Origin of the sequence: Geminicoccus sp. (assembly GCF_036263595.1) — a bacterium.
Classification (GTDB): domain Bacteria; phylum Pseudomonadota; class Alphaproteobacteria; order Geminicoccales; family Geminicoccaceae; genus Geminicoccus.
In genome coordinates, this window is record NZ_DATAGQ010000148.1 from 16,208 (window position 1) to 30,985 (window position 14,778).

Here is a 14,778-nt window from a genome sequence, read left to right on the forward strand (position 1 = left end):
AGGATGAAGACCTATCGGATCGCCGCGATTCCGGGCGACGGCATCGGCATCGAGGTCGTGGAAGCGGGGCTACAGGTGCTGGCCGCGCTCGCCGAACGAGACGGCGACTTCACCCTCGACGTCGAGCGGTTCGACTGGGGGAGCGAGCGCTACAAGCGCACCGGCGCGCTCATGCCTAAGGATGGGGCTGACCAGCTGCGCGCATTCGATGCGATCTTCTTCGGCGCCGTCGGCGCGCCCGACGTACCCGACCACCTGACGCTCTGGGGCCTGCGTCTGGCGATCTGCCAGCCGCTAGACCAGTTCGCCAATGTGCGGCCGACACGGATCCTGCCCGGTATCACCAGCCCGCTCCGCGGCGTGGACGAGGGCGACCTGGACTGGGTCATCGTGCGCGAGAACTCCGAGGGAGAGTATGCTGGTCAGGGCGGCCGGTCGCATCGCGGCCTGCCGCAGGAGGTGGCGACCGAAGTCTCGATCTTCACGCGAGCCGGGATCGAGCGGATCATGCGCTACGCGTTCGAGGTGGCACGGTCACGGCCGCGCAAGCTCCTGACTGTCGTCACCAAATCGAACGCGCAGCGCTACGGCATGGTCCTCTGGGACGAGATCGCGCGCGAGGTCGCTGCGGACTTTCCGGACGTGACCTGGGACAAGATGTTGGTCGACGCGATGACGGTCCGGATGACGCTGCACCCCAAGTCGCTCGATACCATCGTCGCGACCAACCTTCACGCGGACATCCTGTCGGATCTCGCCGCGGCACTCGCCGGCTCGATCGGCGTCGCGCCTACGGGCAACATCAACCCGACGGGACGCGCGCCCTCGATGTTCGAGCCGATCCATGGCTCGGCGTTCGACATCACCGGCAAGGGCATCGCGAATCCCATCGCGACGTTCTGGACCGCGTCGATGATGCTCGAGCATCTTGGCCAGCCGCACACCGCCGCGACCCTGATGCGGGCGATCGAGCGGGTTACGGCCGACCCGGCACTCCACACTCCCGATCTTGGCGGCACCGCCCGGACCGACGACGTCACCCGCGCCGTCATCGACGCAGTCCGCGGCCGCAACGACTGAAAGAAGTCAATGAGCACGAACCAGATGAAGATTGCGGTGATCCCCGGCGATGGGATCGGCAAGGAGGTCGTGCCCGAGGGCCTGCGCGTGCTCGAAGCCGCGGCCAGGCGGCACGGCCTCGGCTTCGACTTCGCCGAGCACGACTTCGCCTCGGTCGATTATTACCAGAAGCACGGCACGATGATGCCCGAGGACTGGAAGGACCGGCTCGCCGGCACCGATGCGATCTTCTTTGGCGCGGTAGGCTGGCCTGCGACGGTGCCCGACCATGTTTCCCTCTGGGGCTCGTTGATCCAGTTCCGTCGCGAGTACGACCAGTACGTCAGCCTGCGCCCCGCGCGCGCGATGCCGGGCGTCCCCTCGCCGCTCGCCGGCCGCAAGCCCGGCGACATCGACATGATGATCGTGCGCGAGAACACCGAAGGCGAGTATTCCTCGATTGGTGGCACGATGTTTCCAGGCACCGAGCGCGAGGTCGTGATCCAGGAGACGGTGATGACCCGGCACGGCGTCGACCGCATCCTGCGCTACGCCTTCGACCTCGCGATGAGCCGCGGCAGGCACCTGACCTCGGCCACCAAGTCGAACGGCATCTCGATCACCATGCCCTATTGGGACGGTCGCGTCGCCGAAATAGCCAAGGCCTATCCCGACGTGAAGGTCGACAAGTACCACATCGACATCCTGACGGCGCAGTTCGTGCTCCATCCGGACTGGTTCGACGTGGTCGTCGCCTCCAACCTGTTCGGCGACATCCTGTCCGATCTCGGGCCCGCCTGCACCGGGACCATCGGCATCGCGCCCTCCGGCAACATCAATCCCGAGCGACGCTTTCCCTCGCTGTTCGAGCCGGTGCACGGCTCGGCCCCTGACATTGCCGGGCAAGGCATAGCCAATCCCGTGGGCCAGATCTGGGCGGGTGCGATGATGCTCGAGCATCTGGGCCATGCCGAGGCGGCGGCCTCGATCGTCGCCGCGATCGAGCGGGTGCTGGCCGAGCCCGCGCTGCGCACCCGCGACCTCGGCGGCACGGCCGATACCCGGACCTGTGGCAAGGCCATCGCCGACGCGATTTCCTGAAGGACGGATCATGAAGATCACGGACATCCGCGAGAAGACGGTCTCGATCGCCTCGCCCATCGCCAATGCCTATATCGACTTCTCCAAGATGACCTGCTCGGTCGTGGCCGTCGTCACCGACGTCGTTCGCGACGGCAAGCCGGTCGTCGGCTACGGCTTCAATTCGAACGGCCGCTACGGGCAAGGCGCCCTGATGCGTGACCGCTTCATCGGCCGGGTGCTCGAGGCCGACCCGGCGAGCCTCGTCGACGAGCCGAACGACAACCTGGATCCGTTCGCGATCTGGGCAGCGCTCATGAAGAACGAAAAGCCCGGCGGCCATGGCGAGCGCTCGGTCGCCGTCGGCACGATCGACATGGCGGTCTGGGATGCGGTGGCCAAGATCGCAGGCGTGCCGCTCTACAAGCTCCTGGCCGACCGCTACCGCGGCGGCGTGCACGACGAGAGCGTCTGGGTCTACGCTGCCGGCGGCTACTACTATCCTGGCAAGGACCACACCCAGCTTCAGGACGAGATGAAGGGATATCTCGACCGTGGCTATCGCGTCGTGAAGATGAAGATCGGCGCCGTTCCGATGGAGGAGGACATCGCCCGGATCGAGGCGGTGCTCGACGTGGTGGACGATGGCCGCAACCTGGCTGTCGACGCGAACGGCCGCTTCGATCTTGAGACGACCCTTGCCTACGCTGAAGCGCTCAAGCCCTACGACCTCTTCTGGTACGAGGAGGCGGGCGACCCGCTCGACTACGAGATCCAGGCGCGTCTAGCCGAGGCTTACGATCGCCCGATCGCGACGGGTGAGAACCTGTTCTCGCACCAGGACGCCCGCAACCTCCTGCGCTATGGCGGGATGCGCCCCGATCGTGACTGGCTGCAGTTCGACTGCGCCCTGTCCTACGGACTTGTCGAGTTCATGCGCACACTGAAGGTGATGGATGATCTGGGCTGGTCCCCGCGCCGGGTCGTGCCGCATGGGGGCCACCAGATGTCCCTCAACATCGCTGCGGGCCTCCACCTCGGTGGCAACGAGAGCTATCCCGACGTGTTCCAGCCCTTTGGTGGTTTTGCCGATGGCATCGAGGTGCATGACGGAAGGGTGGCTCTGCCGGACATCCCGGGCATCGGCTTCGAAGCCAAGTCGCGTCTCTACAGCGTCATGCGAGAACTCGCGTAGCCGCCTGTCCGCCCCGCGGGTGAGACGCATCCGCAGCCGAGCCTTCGGGCTTGTCAATTCGTTCCGGTTGGCCCTGGGGGTACGGGCGGTCGGTCTCGACCACGCGTGCGGCAATCGGTCGTCGCGTCGGACTTCGCCGCCGCGCCAGCCTTGCCCGATCGCCCCAGGCGGGAACATTCCTACCGACTGGCGTGATGTCTTAGGCCGCCCGTCTCCGGCAGATCAGGAGGCTCGGCCGTGGTCCAGCGATCGCAGTGTCCTCTCAAGCGTGGCCCGGTCCACCGGCTTGTTGAGGTAGCCGATGGGATCGAGCGCGCCGGTGCGTGCAACGAAGTCTCGGATCAGATTCCCGCTGACGAACAGGGAGCGGATGCCAAAGCACCGTCGGACCTCGGCCGCCGCTTCCTCGCCGCTGCTGCCTCCAGCAAGGCGCACATCCATGAGCACCATGTCCGGCTTGGACTTGGCAGCTTCCTCAACCGCGCCTGCGGCATCAACCGCCTGCCCACACACCTCGTGGCCGAGATCCTCAAGCAGACTGACCAGGACCGTGGCGATAAGCAGGTCGTCCTCGACGACCAGGATACGAAGCATCAAGCGGCTTCCCTCGGAAACGTCATCTCGGCCCGGGTGCCCGCGGTCCCGGTCATGATCGCGAACTCGCCGCCAAGTTGGCGCGCGAAAGTTTGGATGAGCCGCATCCCCAGGCTCCTGGTTTTCAGTGGATCGCTTCCCGCGGCAGGGCCGGTTCCATCGTTTTCCACGGTCAGCTGCAGCATGCCTTCTCCGGTCGCCGCGAGGCTGACCCGGACTTGGCAAGCGTTCCCTGGCCGGCAAGCATGTTTGATGGCGTTGGTCAGGAGCTCGTTGAGCGCCAGGGCCAAGGGCGCCGCACGCGCCAGCGGAAGTTCGACCGGCTCCCCTGTCAGCGTGATCGAGCACGCCGGACCCGCGGCGACCTGGAAATAGTTGCACAGTTCGCGCAGATAGGCCTGAGCCTCGACGACACCGGTGAAGTCGCTCTCGTACAGCCGCGCGTGCACCGTGCCGACCGCATTCACGCGCGCGCAGGCATCGTCGATGGCCTCCCGGGTCTGGCCAGGCGGCAGGTCCATGGCTTGAAGCGTCAGCATGGCAGCGACCTGCTGAAGCGAGTTCTTGACCCGGTGGTTGACCTCCTGGATCAGCGTGTCCTTGTGCCGGATCAGCGCATCACGCTCGGCCAGCAGATCGGTCAACTCGGCCGTGCGCTCGCGCACACGCCGCTCCAGTTCTGCATTCGCACCTGCAAGTACGGTCCGGCGTTCGTCTTCCGCTCGTGCCCAGCGGAGTGCGAAAAAGCCGGCGACACCAAAAGCCGCCACGGCGACCAAGCCCGTGAAGAAATAAGCTACTGACCGTTTCAACCATTGATCCCGAACAGCCGCTTCCGACATGCCGACGAAAACCGAGATCGGGTACTTGGCCAGCGTCGCGAAGAAGGCGGTCCGCTGTTCGCCGTCGACCTCGGAGCGGTACGAGATCCACCCTTCTGGCTCGGACAAGGCAATCCTGGCCGCCACCGTGGAGGGGATGGCCTTGTCCAGCGGCACGTCTTGGGGCAGAGCGGGCTCGCGGAACAGGAGTGACCTCCGCGCCTCGTGGATCCAGGCGAATACCCAGCGCTCTGGCAGGCCCAGCGAATTGTAGAGTTGGGCGATCTCTCTGCTGTCGACCGAGAAGGACACGACGCCGAGGAAGCCGCCGTCCGGGGCTGTCACCCCGCGGCTGAAGATCACGATCGGCGTGCCGTCGATCTTGGACTGGAGCGGCTCGCTCACATAAAGTCCTGCGTCGGCCTCGACCTGCACTCGGAAGTAGTCGCGTTCGGAAACGCTGAGCGCCGGAGAGGCATCCTGGACTGATGTTGCGCGCAGACTGCCGTCCGGAGCCCAGACGAAGAGCCGAAACGAGATCGGCAGCGCACCACGCAGCCGGTCCAGGCGCTCATCCACCTGCGCTCGCGCCCCTGCGGCGGCCCAATCCGTCGCAGCCGCAACATCCGCCATCTGCTCCAGCATCAGGTCGCTGGCGTCCAGGAGCCGCTCGACCTGGCTCACCACCAGGCGGGTCATGCCCTTTGCCACCGTGCGCGCTTCGTCCTGGGCTAGGTAGTAGGTCCACCAGGCACCGAGGCCCAACATCGCGAACAGGAGGATCATGCTGCTGGCAAGCGCAGTGGCGAAGCGTCGGAAGATGATGCGCTCCGGGACCGGCGTGAGTGGCGGTCTGAAGGGCTGCGACCCGTAATGCGCCTCGGGTGCGTCCTTCGCCACCCGGCTCGGGAGCCCAGCCACGTTCACCGCGTGCTCCCCCTTCGATCGGAGCGACCGCCGGCGACGTCCAGGCACTGGACCAATGAAACTATATCGAACTCTTCGGCTGCTTTCTCGACGTCGAGGCCGGCGTTGCGCAGCCTGGCGTTGGCACGGGCAACCGCATGGACGTCCAGCGTGGCGGCGCGGCTGCACTTGCGGCCGAGGAACCGCGCAACTTCAAGGCCGCCGCGGGTACGACCGCAGATCATGCCGCGCCCGAACTCCCCGAAGGCTGGCATCATGATGGAGAAGATCCCCTCAGTCGCACCGGTGCCGGCGATCGCCTGTGCGAGACGCGCGGTTTGATGCCGGAGCAACCGACGTTCTCGGCAGCCTCGATCAGCTGCTTTGTCGAGCTGGGGAGCCGACTCAGTTCGGCGATAACAAGAACGTTGCCCTCGCGCGCGAAATCCAGCGAATCCTGGAACTGGGAACGGTCCCGCTTCCTCATCACTGTCCTGCCGCCCGCACACTTCTTCTTGTTTGCTGCCGAAAAGGTTCACAGATCTCGCATCGACACGGCCACGATAGCAGCTTGCTCCTGCTTTCCCTGTAAAACCGCTCCCGCCCTACCACGTTCATCGTCCAACCAAGTTGGACAATTGCTCGCACGCGCGCAAGCAGCCCGTAAAGCGGTCGAGGATATCGACTTGAAGCTGATGCAACGGCGGCCGGGCTCCTGGGATCGACGGGTGGCGAGGCGGATCGAGGAAGTACCGCTGGAGGGCTATCCCGTCTCCGAGGCTGTTGCACGTCGGTGACGGCGGCCATCCGCACCAGTCCTCACCAGCGCCTGCATGTTCAACCGGTAGTGTTCAGCAGCTCGCTTCGGCCAGTGGCCACCGTGGTTCGGCGGCTGGATCAGGTCGATCCTGATGTAGGACGATCCGGCTGTACCCGACCGGCAGCTAGCAGAGGAGCAAGAGGCGGCTGGCCGAGAAGGTCAGTGACAGCCTGCCCGTGCCCCTCCGGCAACGGCAAGCAACTACGCGTGCAGCAACCATGTGACCACCAGGCGGGCTGGCTGGTCCCGAAGGCCATTCGCACGGCTGTGATCCGTGCTGGATACTGCTCGGGGCAAGACGATGCCCTGCCCGCCGGTCAGCTATCGAAGGCCGATTCCAGGTGTATTCGTTGGACCCAATGGTGGGCGCGACAGGGATCGAACCTGTGACCCCTACGATGTCAACGTAGTGCTCTACCGCTGAGCTACGCGCCCTCACCGATCGGGTGGCCGTGCGGATAGCGCTTGGCGGCCGCCATGGCAAGTCCCTGCTGACCTTCTTTGCCGGAGGTTGCCGCCGCGCCGGTGGCATGGTTCCCTCCGGGCCGGCAGATGCTGGCGCTGTGGATGATCGAACCCTTCGTGCTCGTCAGGCCGGACGGCCCTGCCGTTCCCATCCTGATCTCGTCGCCGCATAGCGGGACCCACTACCCGGCCAGCGAAGAACGCCGGCTGGGCATACAGCGTGATGACCTCGCCACGTTGAGCGACGGTCCGGTCCACGAACTGTTCCTCCCGGCGGTCCAGGACGGGGCTACCCTCCTCTATGCATGCTGGAGCCGGGCCTGGGTCGACCTCAACCGCGAGCCGACCGAGTTGGACGACGAGGCGATCACGGGCGTGCCGGAACGCTACGCGAGGCGACGCTCGCTTCGCGTCCGATCGGGGCTGGGCGTGGTGCCGACCCGGCTGGGCGAGCGCCGGATCCATCAGCGGCGCCTCGACTATGGCGAGGTCGCCGGCCGGATCCATGCCATCCATGGCCCCTACCATGCGGCCATCGAGCGGGAGGCCGATCGGCTGGCTGCATGGCCCGGCGGGATGCTGCTGCTGGACTGTCATTCCATGCCCGGCGGCCCCTCCGGCGCCGGCGCGGTGCCCGACGTGGCGCTGGGCGATCGCTTCGGACGCACATGCGCCGGCTGGATCGTGACGCGCGCGGAACAGATCTTCCGCGACGCAGGGTTCACGGTAGGCCGCAACCAACCGTTCGCCGGAGGCTGGATCACCGAACATCACGGCCGGCCGGAGCGGAACCGCCACGCCCTCCAGATCGAGCTGCGCCGCGCGCTCTTCCTGGGCGAGCAGGGCGGCGGGCAAGCGTGTTCCAGGGAACGGCTCCAGGCGGTGGCAAGGAAGCTGGTCCGGGTTGTTGGCGCCGAACTCGCAGCATCGGCCGATCTTCTCGATGCGGCGGAGTGAGCCGGTCCCCAGGAGCCCTGGCAAGGAGTTTGCTCGTGCTCGGGCATGCCGAACCAGCCCACTCGCCTGTTCTTCCTCGTCACCCTGTTCCTGCTGCTTGCCGCGGGACTGACGCCTGCTGCCGCCGTCCCCGACGACCCGGCAAGAACTGCCGAGCTGTGCCTTAGCGCGGCAAGACGTGCCGAGCAGCTGTCCGGCATGCCGGACGGGATCGTCACGGCGATCATGCTTGCCGAGACCGGCCGCTGGAGCAAGGAGCGCAAGCGCAGCTATCCCTGGCCCTGGACGGTGACCTCGGGCAGCGAAGCCTGGTTCGCGATGAGCCGCGAGGAAGCGGTGGCCACCGTGCGGCGCCTGCAGGCGGAAGGTCGCCGCAACATCGATGTCGGCTGCATGCAGATCAACCTCCACTGGCACCCGGACGCCTTCGACAGCATCGAGCAGGCCCTGGATCCGATCCGCAACATCGCCTACGGCACCGCCTTCCTGCGCGAGCTGTTCGACGAGCACGGCAGCTGGAGCCGGGCGGTGGCCTCGTACCACAGCCGTGACCCCGAACGTGGGGAGGCCTACCTGGCGCGGGTGGAGAAGCTCCAGGAACAGCAGAAGTTCTGGGGCAAGGACGAGATCCAGCTGGCGTTCGCCGATGCGAGGCGGGATGTCCTGGCAGCCGATGGCGGCGAGGACGCCATGGCGCTCGACCGGGCGGTCGCTCGCGGGGGCGTGCTGCTTGCCGCTTTGGAAGCAAGGCCCGGGGTCTCGACGTCGGCGGCACCCGGCAGCATCATCAAGCTTCCGCGGGACCCATCGGGCGGGCGCGTCGCGCTGAACCACGGCTTCCTGTTCTCGGGTACGCCTGCAACACGGAAAGTTTCCTCTGAGCGTTGACCGCCGTCGGGTCCGCCTGCAGCTTGAGCCTGCAGGCATGACGACCAAACGGAAACGCCCATGGAACAAAGCGACCGCGAGCAGGATCTCCTCCCGGTCTCGAGCGCACCGCTCGACCGGTTGCTGGCCGAGGCGCTGGAACTGGCGGAAGCCACCAAGCTCTACCTGGAGACACGTGTCCGGCCGGACCCGGTGGGCCTGGAGGAGCTCGTCCATGTCCGCGAGGTCGGCCGCATTACCGCCCGGCTGGGGTTCATCGTCGCATGGCTCCTTGCCTGCAAGGCAGAACATGCCGGCGAGCTGGAAGGCTTCCCTGGCCGGGAGGAACTTTGCCGGCTGGGCGGCGACCCGACCTGTCTGGAGGAGGCGGTCGTCATGGGCATCCCGCCTGCGCTGAGGACGCTCCTCCACCGCAGCGCAGCGCTCTACGGCCGCGCCACGCGTCTGGCCACGAGCGGCATGATATCGCCGACGCTTCACTAGGCCGTGTCGGGCCTGGTCTTTGCCGGAGGCTGGTCATTGCTGACGCCCTGCAGCGCCTTGATGCTTGAGCAGGCGACCAGACCGGGTGGACCATGTCAGCCCCAGCGCAGATGGCACCCTGCCGTCGATCGCGACGAGGGCTGTGGCGATGCAGCCCAGGCCCAGCCACTGACCCGTCGCCATCACTTCGCCCAGCAGAATCGCGCCCAGCTGAATCGCGGCGGCCGGCACGAGCAGGGTCACCAGGAGGAGGTTGGTTGCGCCGACCGCGGCGAGCAGACGGAAATAAAGGACGTAAGCGGCCATGGTGGACAGTACGACCAGGGCGGTCACGGCCGCCAGGACCTCAATGGTGGGCGTGGTCAGCTGCCAAGGTCGATCCACCCAGAGGCTCAGTGGAGCGAGCAGCAGCCCTGCCGCGGTGAGCTGGCCAGTGGCCGCGGCGAGCGGTGGGATGGCCTGTCTCTTGAAGCGTCGACCATAGATGCCGGCCAGCGCATAGGAGAGCGCAGCGACGAGGCAGGCAAGGATCGGCAACAGGCTCCATCCGTCGGCGAGCGCGGGGTCTAGGCCAAGCATCGATGCGACACCAGCAAAGCCCAGGGTGACGCCGGCCAGCTTGCCAAGGGTCAGCTTCTCGTCCGAGGTGAGCAGATGCGCGGCCAGGACAGTCCATAGCGGCGTGGTGGCATTGAGGATTGCTGCAAGGCCGCCGTTAATCTCCGTCTGGCTCCACACGAGCAGGGAGAACGGGATCGCATTGTTTAGGAGCCCCATCACGGCGAATCTCCGCCACTGGCCGGCCAGCTGGAGCCGCCGCCCCGTCATGCGCAGGAACAAATGGAGGAGGACTGCGGCACAGCCAACCCGCAGCCATACCAGCGTAAGCGGTGGTATCCCGCGCAGGGCCACCTCAACGAAGAAGAACGAGCCTCCCCACAGGACTGACAACACGACGAGCATCGCCCAGTCCCGGGCGTCCATCCTCGCCTGGATCGCGTTCATCCGACTTTCCTTCCCGACCAGTCGTGAAGGAAGCCTGCATCTGTCGTGAGGGCCGCACGCTCCGCTTCTTGCTGCCGAACTGGCAAGAGCCTCTCAGTCGCCGCGGCAGGCGGCCAGCGTCCGACGCTGGGATCCGTCCGCGGAGAAATTGGCCGGATCGAGCCACGCCTCGAAGCCCGCCCGCACTCGCGGCCATTCCTCCTCGATGACCGAGTACCAGGCGGTGTCACGGTTGCGGCCCTTCACGACCGTGGCACGGTAGAAGATGCCCTCGTGCTGGAAGCCGAAGCGGCGTGCAGCGGCGCGGGACGGCCGGTTGGCCGCGTCGCACTTCCATTCGAAGCGCCGGAAGCCGCGCTCCATCGCGTGCCGCATCATCAGGAAGATCGCCTCCGTTGCGGCCGGCGTCCGCTGCAGCCTGGAGCCGAACCAGATGTGCCCGGCTTCGATCGAGCCGCTGGAGGGATGGATGTTGAGGTAGCTCGTCATGCCCATGGCCTCGCCCGAAGGCGAGCAGACGGCGAAGAACATCGGGTCCTTGGAGGCGGCACTGGTCTCGATCCAGCTCCGCATGGCAACCTCGTCCACGAACGGCCCGTAGGGCAGGAAGCGCCACCGATCGTCCTGTCCAGGCCCATGCCCCGCCCGGAACAGCGCCGCGGCATGCCGCGCGGCATCGAGCGGCTCCAGGCGGACAAGACGGCCATCAAGCGCCTCCCGTGCCGGCGGGGTGGCCGGTGGGATGCGTATGACGGGGTCGGTCGAGAGGCGGCGCAGCGCCACCGGCTCGTGCTCGCCGGGGCCGGTCACCGCACCCGCTCCACCGGGAACAGCTGCGGAGGCTGGCCATAGGCGTCCTGGGCCGCAATCAGCTCGATCTCGCGCGACCCTGTCTCGTGCGTCAGGCGGACCAGCTCATACATCGCCGATACGCTGCGCTGCAGAACGGTGGCGACATCGGAGCTCGTCAGCCGGTTGCCGAGGACGAGCGCTGTGGTCGCGTCGCCCGTGCCGTTGACCGTAAGCGGCAGCTTGGGCGTGCGCACCAGCCAGGAGCCTTCGGCGGTGTCGGCCAGGACGACGATCTCGTCCTGTGCCCCCGGCAGCTCCAGGCTGGTCACCACGACCAGGGACGGGCCGCGCGCCCGGACGGCGGCAGCACCGGCCAGCGCGTCGTCCAGGCTGTCGATCGAGCGATCGGCGAGCCAGGCGAGCTCGAACGCGTTCGGTGTCACGATGTCCGCAAGCGGGACGGCCCGGTCGCGGAAGAACTCGGGAATGCCCGGCCGGACGAAGAAGCCCCGACCGACATCGCCCATGACGGGATCGCAGGCATAGACCGCGCCCGGCCGCGCCGCACGCACCTTCGCGACCGTCTCCAGGACCGCATCGCCCAGCAGCGGATCGCCGAGATAGCCGGAGACGACCGCCTGAACCCGCCCGAACGCGCCGCGCGCCTCCACGCCGCTCAGGATCTCGCGGATCTGCTCGACCGTGTTGGCGTGCCCCTTCCAGACGCCATAGCCGGTGTGGTTGCTGAACTGCACCGTGTTCACCGACCAGACCTCGAAGCCCAGCCGCTGCAACGGGAACACCGCCGCACAGTTGCCGACATGGCCATAGGCCACGTGCGACTGGATCGACAAAATGCCTTCGACCGCCACCATCAGGCTCCCTCGCTTCACCCGGCCGGACGCTAGGTCCAGCTGGACGAGCAAAAAAGGGCCAGATGGTGCGGCTGAGGCAGGAATCTCATGGAGCCACATCGCCTGGCCCGTGGACAAGCCGGCTCGGCAACGGCACGACCGTCCGGTGATCCTTGGGAAGTCCGTACCATGAAACAGCCGCATGAGATGCGGGTGAGCTACGAGCGCGCGGAACTCGTCGAGACGGAGGCGGGCGACGATCCGATTGCGCTGTTCGCGCGCTGGTTTTCCGATGCGACGGCGGCCGGACTGGCCGAGCCGAACGCGATGACGCTGGCGACGGCCGATCGCGAGGGCAGGCCATCGGCCCGCATCGTCCTGCTCAAGCGCTTCGATGCGATCGGCTTCGATTTCTTCACCAACCTCGAAAGCCGCAAGGGCGTCGAGATGGCCGCCAACCCGAGGGCGGCCCTCCTGTTCTGGTGGGATGTGCTGCATCGGCAGGTGCGCGTGGAAGGCCAGGTCACCTTGGTACCTGGCGATGAGGCGGATGCCTATTTCGCCAGTCGTCCGCTTGGCAGCCGGATCGGCGCCTGGGCATCGCGGCAATCGGAGGTAGTGGCCGGCCGCGCCCAGCTGGACGAGCAGGAAGCGGCCGCCGCAGCACGGCTGGGCAACGATCCGCCCCGGCCGCCCTACTGGGGCGGCTATCGGGTCGCGCCGGAAGCGATGGAATTCTGGCAGGGCCGCCGCAACCGGCTGCACGACCGACTTCGCTTCGTCCGGACGGACGGCATCTGGCGGCGCGAGCGGCTGAGCCCCTGAGACGACGGCAGGCGTGACAGGTCGTAGCGGCCGTCCGGCTGGCCGCTTGCGCACGGACACGGGCCGGACCATTTCCTGCACGGTGAAAGAGCGTGGAGCTTGAACGTGCGGGACCAGAAGGTCGTCTTCATCACCGGTGCGTCCCGCGGAATCGGGCACGCCACGGCCAAGTACTTCGTGCGGCAGGGCTGGCGCGCCGTGACCTGCTCGCGCGATGCTGTGCCGCCGCAATGCGGCCGCGGCGAGCGGCACATGCATATCTGCGCTGATCTGGCCGACCTCAGGGGGCTGCCAAGCGTGCTGGCCGAACTCGAGGATCTGCTGGAAGGCGAGCCGATCAATGGCTTGGTCAACAATGCAGGCTACTCGCCTAAGGGTGAATATGGCGCGAGGCTGGGCGTCCTGGAGAGTGACCTCGAGGTCTTCGAGAAGGTCTTCGCGATCAATTTCTTCTCCTGCGCATGGTTCGCGCGCGAACTCACGCCCAAGCTGGCGCTGACCAAGGGTGCGATCGTCAACATCACCTCCATCGCCGGCAGCCGCGTCCACCCCTTTGCCGGAACCGCCTACGCGACGTCGAAGGCGGCCCTGACCGCCCTGACGCGTGAACTCGCGGCCGACCTCGCCCATCTGGGCATCCGCGTGAACTCCGTGAGCCCCGGTGAGATCAACACGGCGATCCTTTCTCCCGGCACCGATGCGCTCGTGGAGCGCATCCCCATGAAGCGCCTGGGATCCCCTGAGGAAGTGGCGGCCGTCATCCACTATCTCTGCAGCGACCAAGTATCCTACATCACCGGCGCGGAGATCCCGGTGAACGGCGGGCAGGACGTCTACTGAAGCGCCCCTAATGCTCTGATGCGGACTGGGACAGCACCAGGCAGTCGTCCGCGGACCAGCCGACCGCGATCTCGTCGTCGATCCGGATGTCCGGAAGCCCCGCGGTATTGGCCAGCTTCACGATGAAGCCGTCTTCCTCGAAGACCCGCAGGTGCACGCGCAGATGATCGCCGACATAGATCAGCTCCAGTACCCTGCCACTTGCCATGTTCGGCAGGCTGCCGGGCGCTGGCGCCAGCGCCACGCGCTCTGGCCGGAGCGACAGGATGACACGCTCCCCGGCACGTAGCGCGCCGACAGTCGTCGCCCGAAGGCAGGCACCATTCACCTCGACCCTGCATGTACCGCCCTCGACCGCCTGGACCCGGCCGGGCAGCCGGTTGTTCTCGCCGATGAAGCGGGCGACGAACGCATTCTGCGGGCGCTCGTAGAGGTCGCGGGGCGTTGCCAGCTGCTGAATCACTCCGTCCTCGAACACCGCGACCCGATCGGACATGGTGAGCGCTTCTGACTGGTCGTGCGTCACGTACACCATCGTGACGCCCAGCCGCTCATGCAGCTGCTTGATCTCGTACTGCATGTTCTCGCGCAGCTGCTTGTCGAGCGCGCCCAGCGGCTCGTCCATCAGGACCAGCTTGGGCTCGAACACCAAGGCGCGGGCCAGTGCCACGCGCTGCTGCTGGCCGCCGGATAGCTGGCTAGGCCTGCGATCGGCAAAGCCGTCGAGCCGCACCATCGACAGCGCCGCTGCGACCCTGGCTTCAACTTCGGCCTTTGGCTGACGACGGACCTTGAGCGGAAAGGCCACGTTCTGGGCGACCGTCAGATGCGGGAACAGCGCGTAGTTCTGGAAGACCATGCCGATGTCGCGTCGATAGGGCGGGACATGGTCGATACGCTGGCCGGCCAGCACGATCTCACCCCCGCTCGCCGCCTCGAAACCCGCCAGCATCATCAGCGTGGTCGTCTTGCCTGACCCGGACGGGCCCAGCATCGTCAGGAACTCGCCCCGCCGGATGTCCAGGTTCAGGTCCTTCACCACGAGGTGCCGCCCGTCATAGCTCTTGCGGACGTTGCGGAACGACACCATCGCATCGGCCGGATCGTGATGCTGCATCATCGCCTGCGTGGCTCCCTTCCCCGGATGCATGACCTGGCATGATCGCACCCAGCGCTGGGGTAAGCTGCACCGCC

15 protein-coding genes and 1 tRNA gene are annotated in these 14,778 nt (G+C 66.8%); 9 read left to right on the top strand and 7 right to left on the bottom strand.

All coding sequences use genetic code 11. The annotated features are described in order from the left end of the window. Positions 1–3 precede the first annotated feature (3 nt). Genes VHL31_RS15145 through VHL31_RS15155 form a run of 3 tightly spaced genes read left to right on the top strand, consistent with a single transcriptional unit; the run spans position 4 to position 3,334 of the window. The gene (locus VHL31_RS15145; protein ID WP_329662059.1) at positions 4–1,080 is read left to right on the top strand and encodes a tartrate dehydrogenase; all 1,077 of its coding nucleotides are present in this window, start codon (positions 4–6) and stop codon (positions 1,078–1,080) included. A gap of 9 nt (positions 1,081–1,089) precedes the next feature. After that, complete coding sequence (locus tag VHL31_RS15150; RefSeq protein WP_329662060.1) at positions 1,090–2,160, top strand: tartrate dehydrogenase; 1,071 nt, start codon at positions 1,090–1,092, stop codon at positions 2,158–2,160. A gap of 10 nt (positions 2,161–2,170) precedes the next feature. Continuing rightward, positions 2,171–3,334 (top strand): mandelate racemase/muconate lactonizing enzyme family protein, encoded by a 1,164-nt coding sequence (locus VHL31_RS15155; protein ID WP_329662061.1) that lies wholly within the window; start codon positions 2,171–2,173, stop codon positions 3,332–3,334. Positions 3,335–3,556: 222 nt separating this feature from the next. Here VHL31_RS15155 and VHL31_RS15160 read toward each other — a convergent pair whose 3' ends face one another. Together VHL31_RS15160 and VHL31_RS15165 are read right to left on the bottom strand one after the other, a co-directional pair. After that, positions 3,557–3,928: a response regulator gene (locus VHL31_RS15160; RefSeq protein WP_329662117.1), complete on the bottom strand. Its 372-nt coding sequence runs from the start codon at positions 3,926–3,928 to the stop codon at positions 3,557–3,559. Next, positions 3,928–5,676, bottom strand: a complete 1,749-nt coding sequence (locus tag VHL31_RS15165; RefSeq protein WP_329662062.1) for a sensor histidine kinase — start codon at positions 5,674–5,676, stop codon at positions 3,928–3,930. Before VHL31_RS15165 ends, VHL31_RS15160 begins: the two co-directional genes overlap by 1 nt. 137 nt (positions 5,677–5,813) lie before the next feature. On the opposite strand from VHL31_RS15165, the gene VHL31_RS15170 reads away from it, so the two are divergent. After that, positions 5,814–6,452, top strand: coding sequence for a hypothetical protein (locus tag VHL31_RS15170; protein ID WP_329662063.1), 639 nt, complete (start codon positions 5,814–5,816; stop codon positions 6,450–6,452). A gap of 383 nt (positions 6,453–6,835) precedes the next feature. Here the strand turns inward: VHL31_RS15170 and VHL31_RS15175 are convergent. Further along, a tRNA-Val gene (locus VHL31_RS15175) sits at positions 6,836–6,910 on the bottom strand. Between the two features lie 90 nt (positions 6,911–7,000). On the opposite strand from VHL31_RS15175, the gene VHL31_RS15180 reads away from it, so the two are divergent. Genes VHL31_RS15180 through VHL31_RS15190 form a run of 3 tightly spaced genes read left to right on the top strand, consistent with a single transcriptional unit; the run spans position 7,001 to position 9,268 of the window. After that, entirely contained in the window at positions 7,001–7,897 is an 897-nt protein-coding gene (locus VHL31_RS15180) for an N-formylglutamate amidohydrolase (protein ID WP_329662064.1), read from the top strand. A 45-nt stretch (positions 7,898–7,942) separates the two neighbouring features. Then, positions 7,943–8,785, top strand: a complete 843-nt coding sequence (locus VHL31_RS15185) for a lytic transglycosylase domain-containing protein (protein ID WP_329662065.1) — start codon at positions 7,943–7,945, stop codon at positions 8,783–8,785. 60 nt (positions 8,786–8,845) lie between these two features. Beyond that, positions 8,846–9,268: a DUF1465 family protein gene (locus tag VHL31_RS15190; RefSeq protein ID WP_329662066.1), complete on the top strand. Its 423-nt coding sequence runs from the start codon at positions 8,846–8,848 to the stop codon at positions 9,266–9,268. Positions 9,269–9,301: 33 nt separating this feature from the next. On the opposite strand, the gene VHL31_RS15195 is transcribed toward VHL31_RS15190, so the two are convergent. The 3 genes from VHL31_RS15195 to pdxY form a co-directional block, all read right to left on the bottom strand. Then, entirely contained in the window at positions 9,302–10,273 is a 972-nt protein-coding gene (locus VHL31_RS15195) for a DMT family transporter (RefSeq protein ID WP_329662067.1), read from the bottom strand. A gap of 93 nt (positions 10,274–10,366) precedes the next feature. Further along, positions 10,367–11,083, bottom strand: a complete 717-nt coding sequence (locus VHL31_RS15200; protein ID WP_329662068.1) for a GNAT family protein — start codon at positions 11,081–11,083, stop codon at positions 10,367–10,369. Then, a complete protein-coding gene (pdxY, locus tag VHL31_RS15205; RefSeq protein WP_329662069.1) occupies positions 11,080–11,940 on the bottom strand; it encodes a pyridoxal kinase PdxY in 861 nt (286 codons plus the stop codon). The genes VHL31_RS15200 and pdxY overlap by 4 nt, the downstream gene beginning before the upstream one ends. A gap of 168 nt (positions 11,941–12,108) precedes the next feature. On the opposite strand from pdxY, the gene pdxH reads away from it, so the two are divergent. Next, a complete protein-coding gene (pdxH, locus tag VHL31_RS15210) occupies positions 12,109–12,744 on the top strand; it encodes a pyridoxamine 5'-phosphate oxidase (RefSeq protein WP_329662070.1) in 636 nt (211 codons plus the stop codon). Positions 12,745–12,849: 105 nt separating this feature from the next. Then, positions 12,850–13,584, top strand: a complete 735-nt coding sequence (locus VHL31_RS15215; RefSeq protein ID WP_329662071.1) for an SDR family oxidoreductase — start codon at positions 12,850–12,852, stop codon at positions 13,582–13,584. Between the two features lie 7 nt (positions 13,585–13,591). Here the strand turns inward: VHL31_RS15215 and VHL31_RS15220 are convergent, their stop codons facing one another. Next, positions 13,592–14,704, bottom strand: a complete 1,113-nt coding sequence (locus VHL31_RS15220; protein ID WP_329662072.1) for an ABC transporter ATP-binding protein — start codon at positions 14,702–14,704, stop codon at positions 13,592–13,594. Positions 14,705–14,778 lie beyond the last annotated feature (74 nt).

Excerpts from the sequence above, each read along its gene's own strand:
- VHL31_RS15160 (WP_329662117.1), bottom strand. The coding sequence starts at position 3,928 with ATGCTTCGTATCCTGGTCGTCGAGGACGACCTGCTTATCGCCACGGTC.
- VHL31_RS15220 (WP_329662072.1), bottom strand. The coding sequence starts at position 14,704 with ATGATGCAGCATCACGATCCGGCCGATGCGATGGTGTCGTTCCGCAAC.
- VHL31_RS15150 (WP_329662060.1), top strand. The coding sequence starts at position 1,090 with ATGAGCACGAACCAGATGAAGATTGCGGTGATCCCCGGCGATGGGATC.
- VHL31_RS15170 (WP_329662063.1), top strand. The coding sequence starts at position 5,814 with ATGGACGTCCAGCGTGGCGGCGCGGCTGCACTTGCGGCCGAGGAACCG.
- VHL31_RS15190 (WP_329662066.1), top strand. The coding sequence starts at position 8,846 with ATGGAACAAAGCGACCGCGAGCAGGATCTCCTCCCGGTCTCGAGCGCA.
- pdxY (WP_329662069.1), bottom strand. The coding sequence starts at position 11,940 with ATGGTGGCGGTCGAAGGCATTTTGTCGATCCAGTCGCACGTGGCCTAT.
- VHL31_RS15145 (WP_329662059.1), top strand. The coding sequence starts at position 4 with ATGAAGACCTATCGGATCGCCGCGATTCCGGGCGACGGCATCGGCATC.
- VHL31_RS15155 (WP_329662061.1), top strand. The coding sequence starts at position 2,171 with ATGAAGATCACGGACATCCGCGAGAAGACGGTCTCGATCGCCTCGCCC.
- VHL31_RS15185 (WP_329662065.1), top strand. The coding sequence starts at position 7,943 with ATGCCGAACCAGCCCACTCGCCTGTTCTTCCTCGTCACCCTGTTCCTG.
- pdxH (WP_329662070.1), top strand. The coding sequence starts at position 12,109 with ATGAAACAGCCGCATGAGATGCGGGTGAGCTACGAGCGCGCGGAACTC.
- VHL31_RS15195 (WP_329662067.1), bottom strand. The coding sequence starts at position 10,273 with ATGAACGCGATCCAGGCGAGGATGGACGCCCGGGACTGGGCGATGCTC.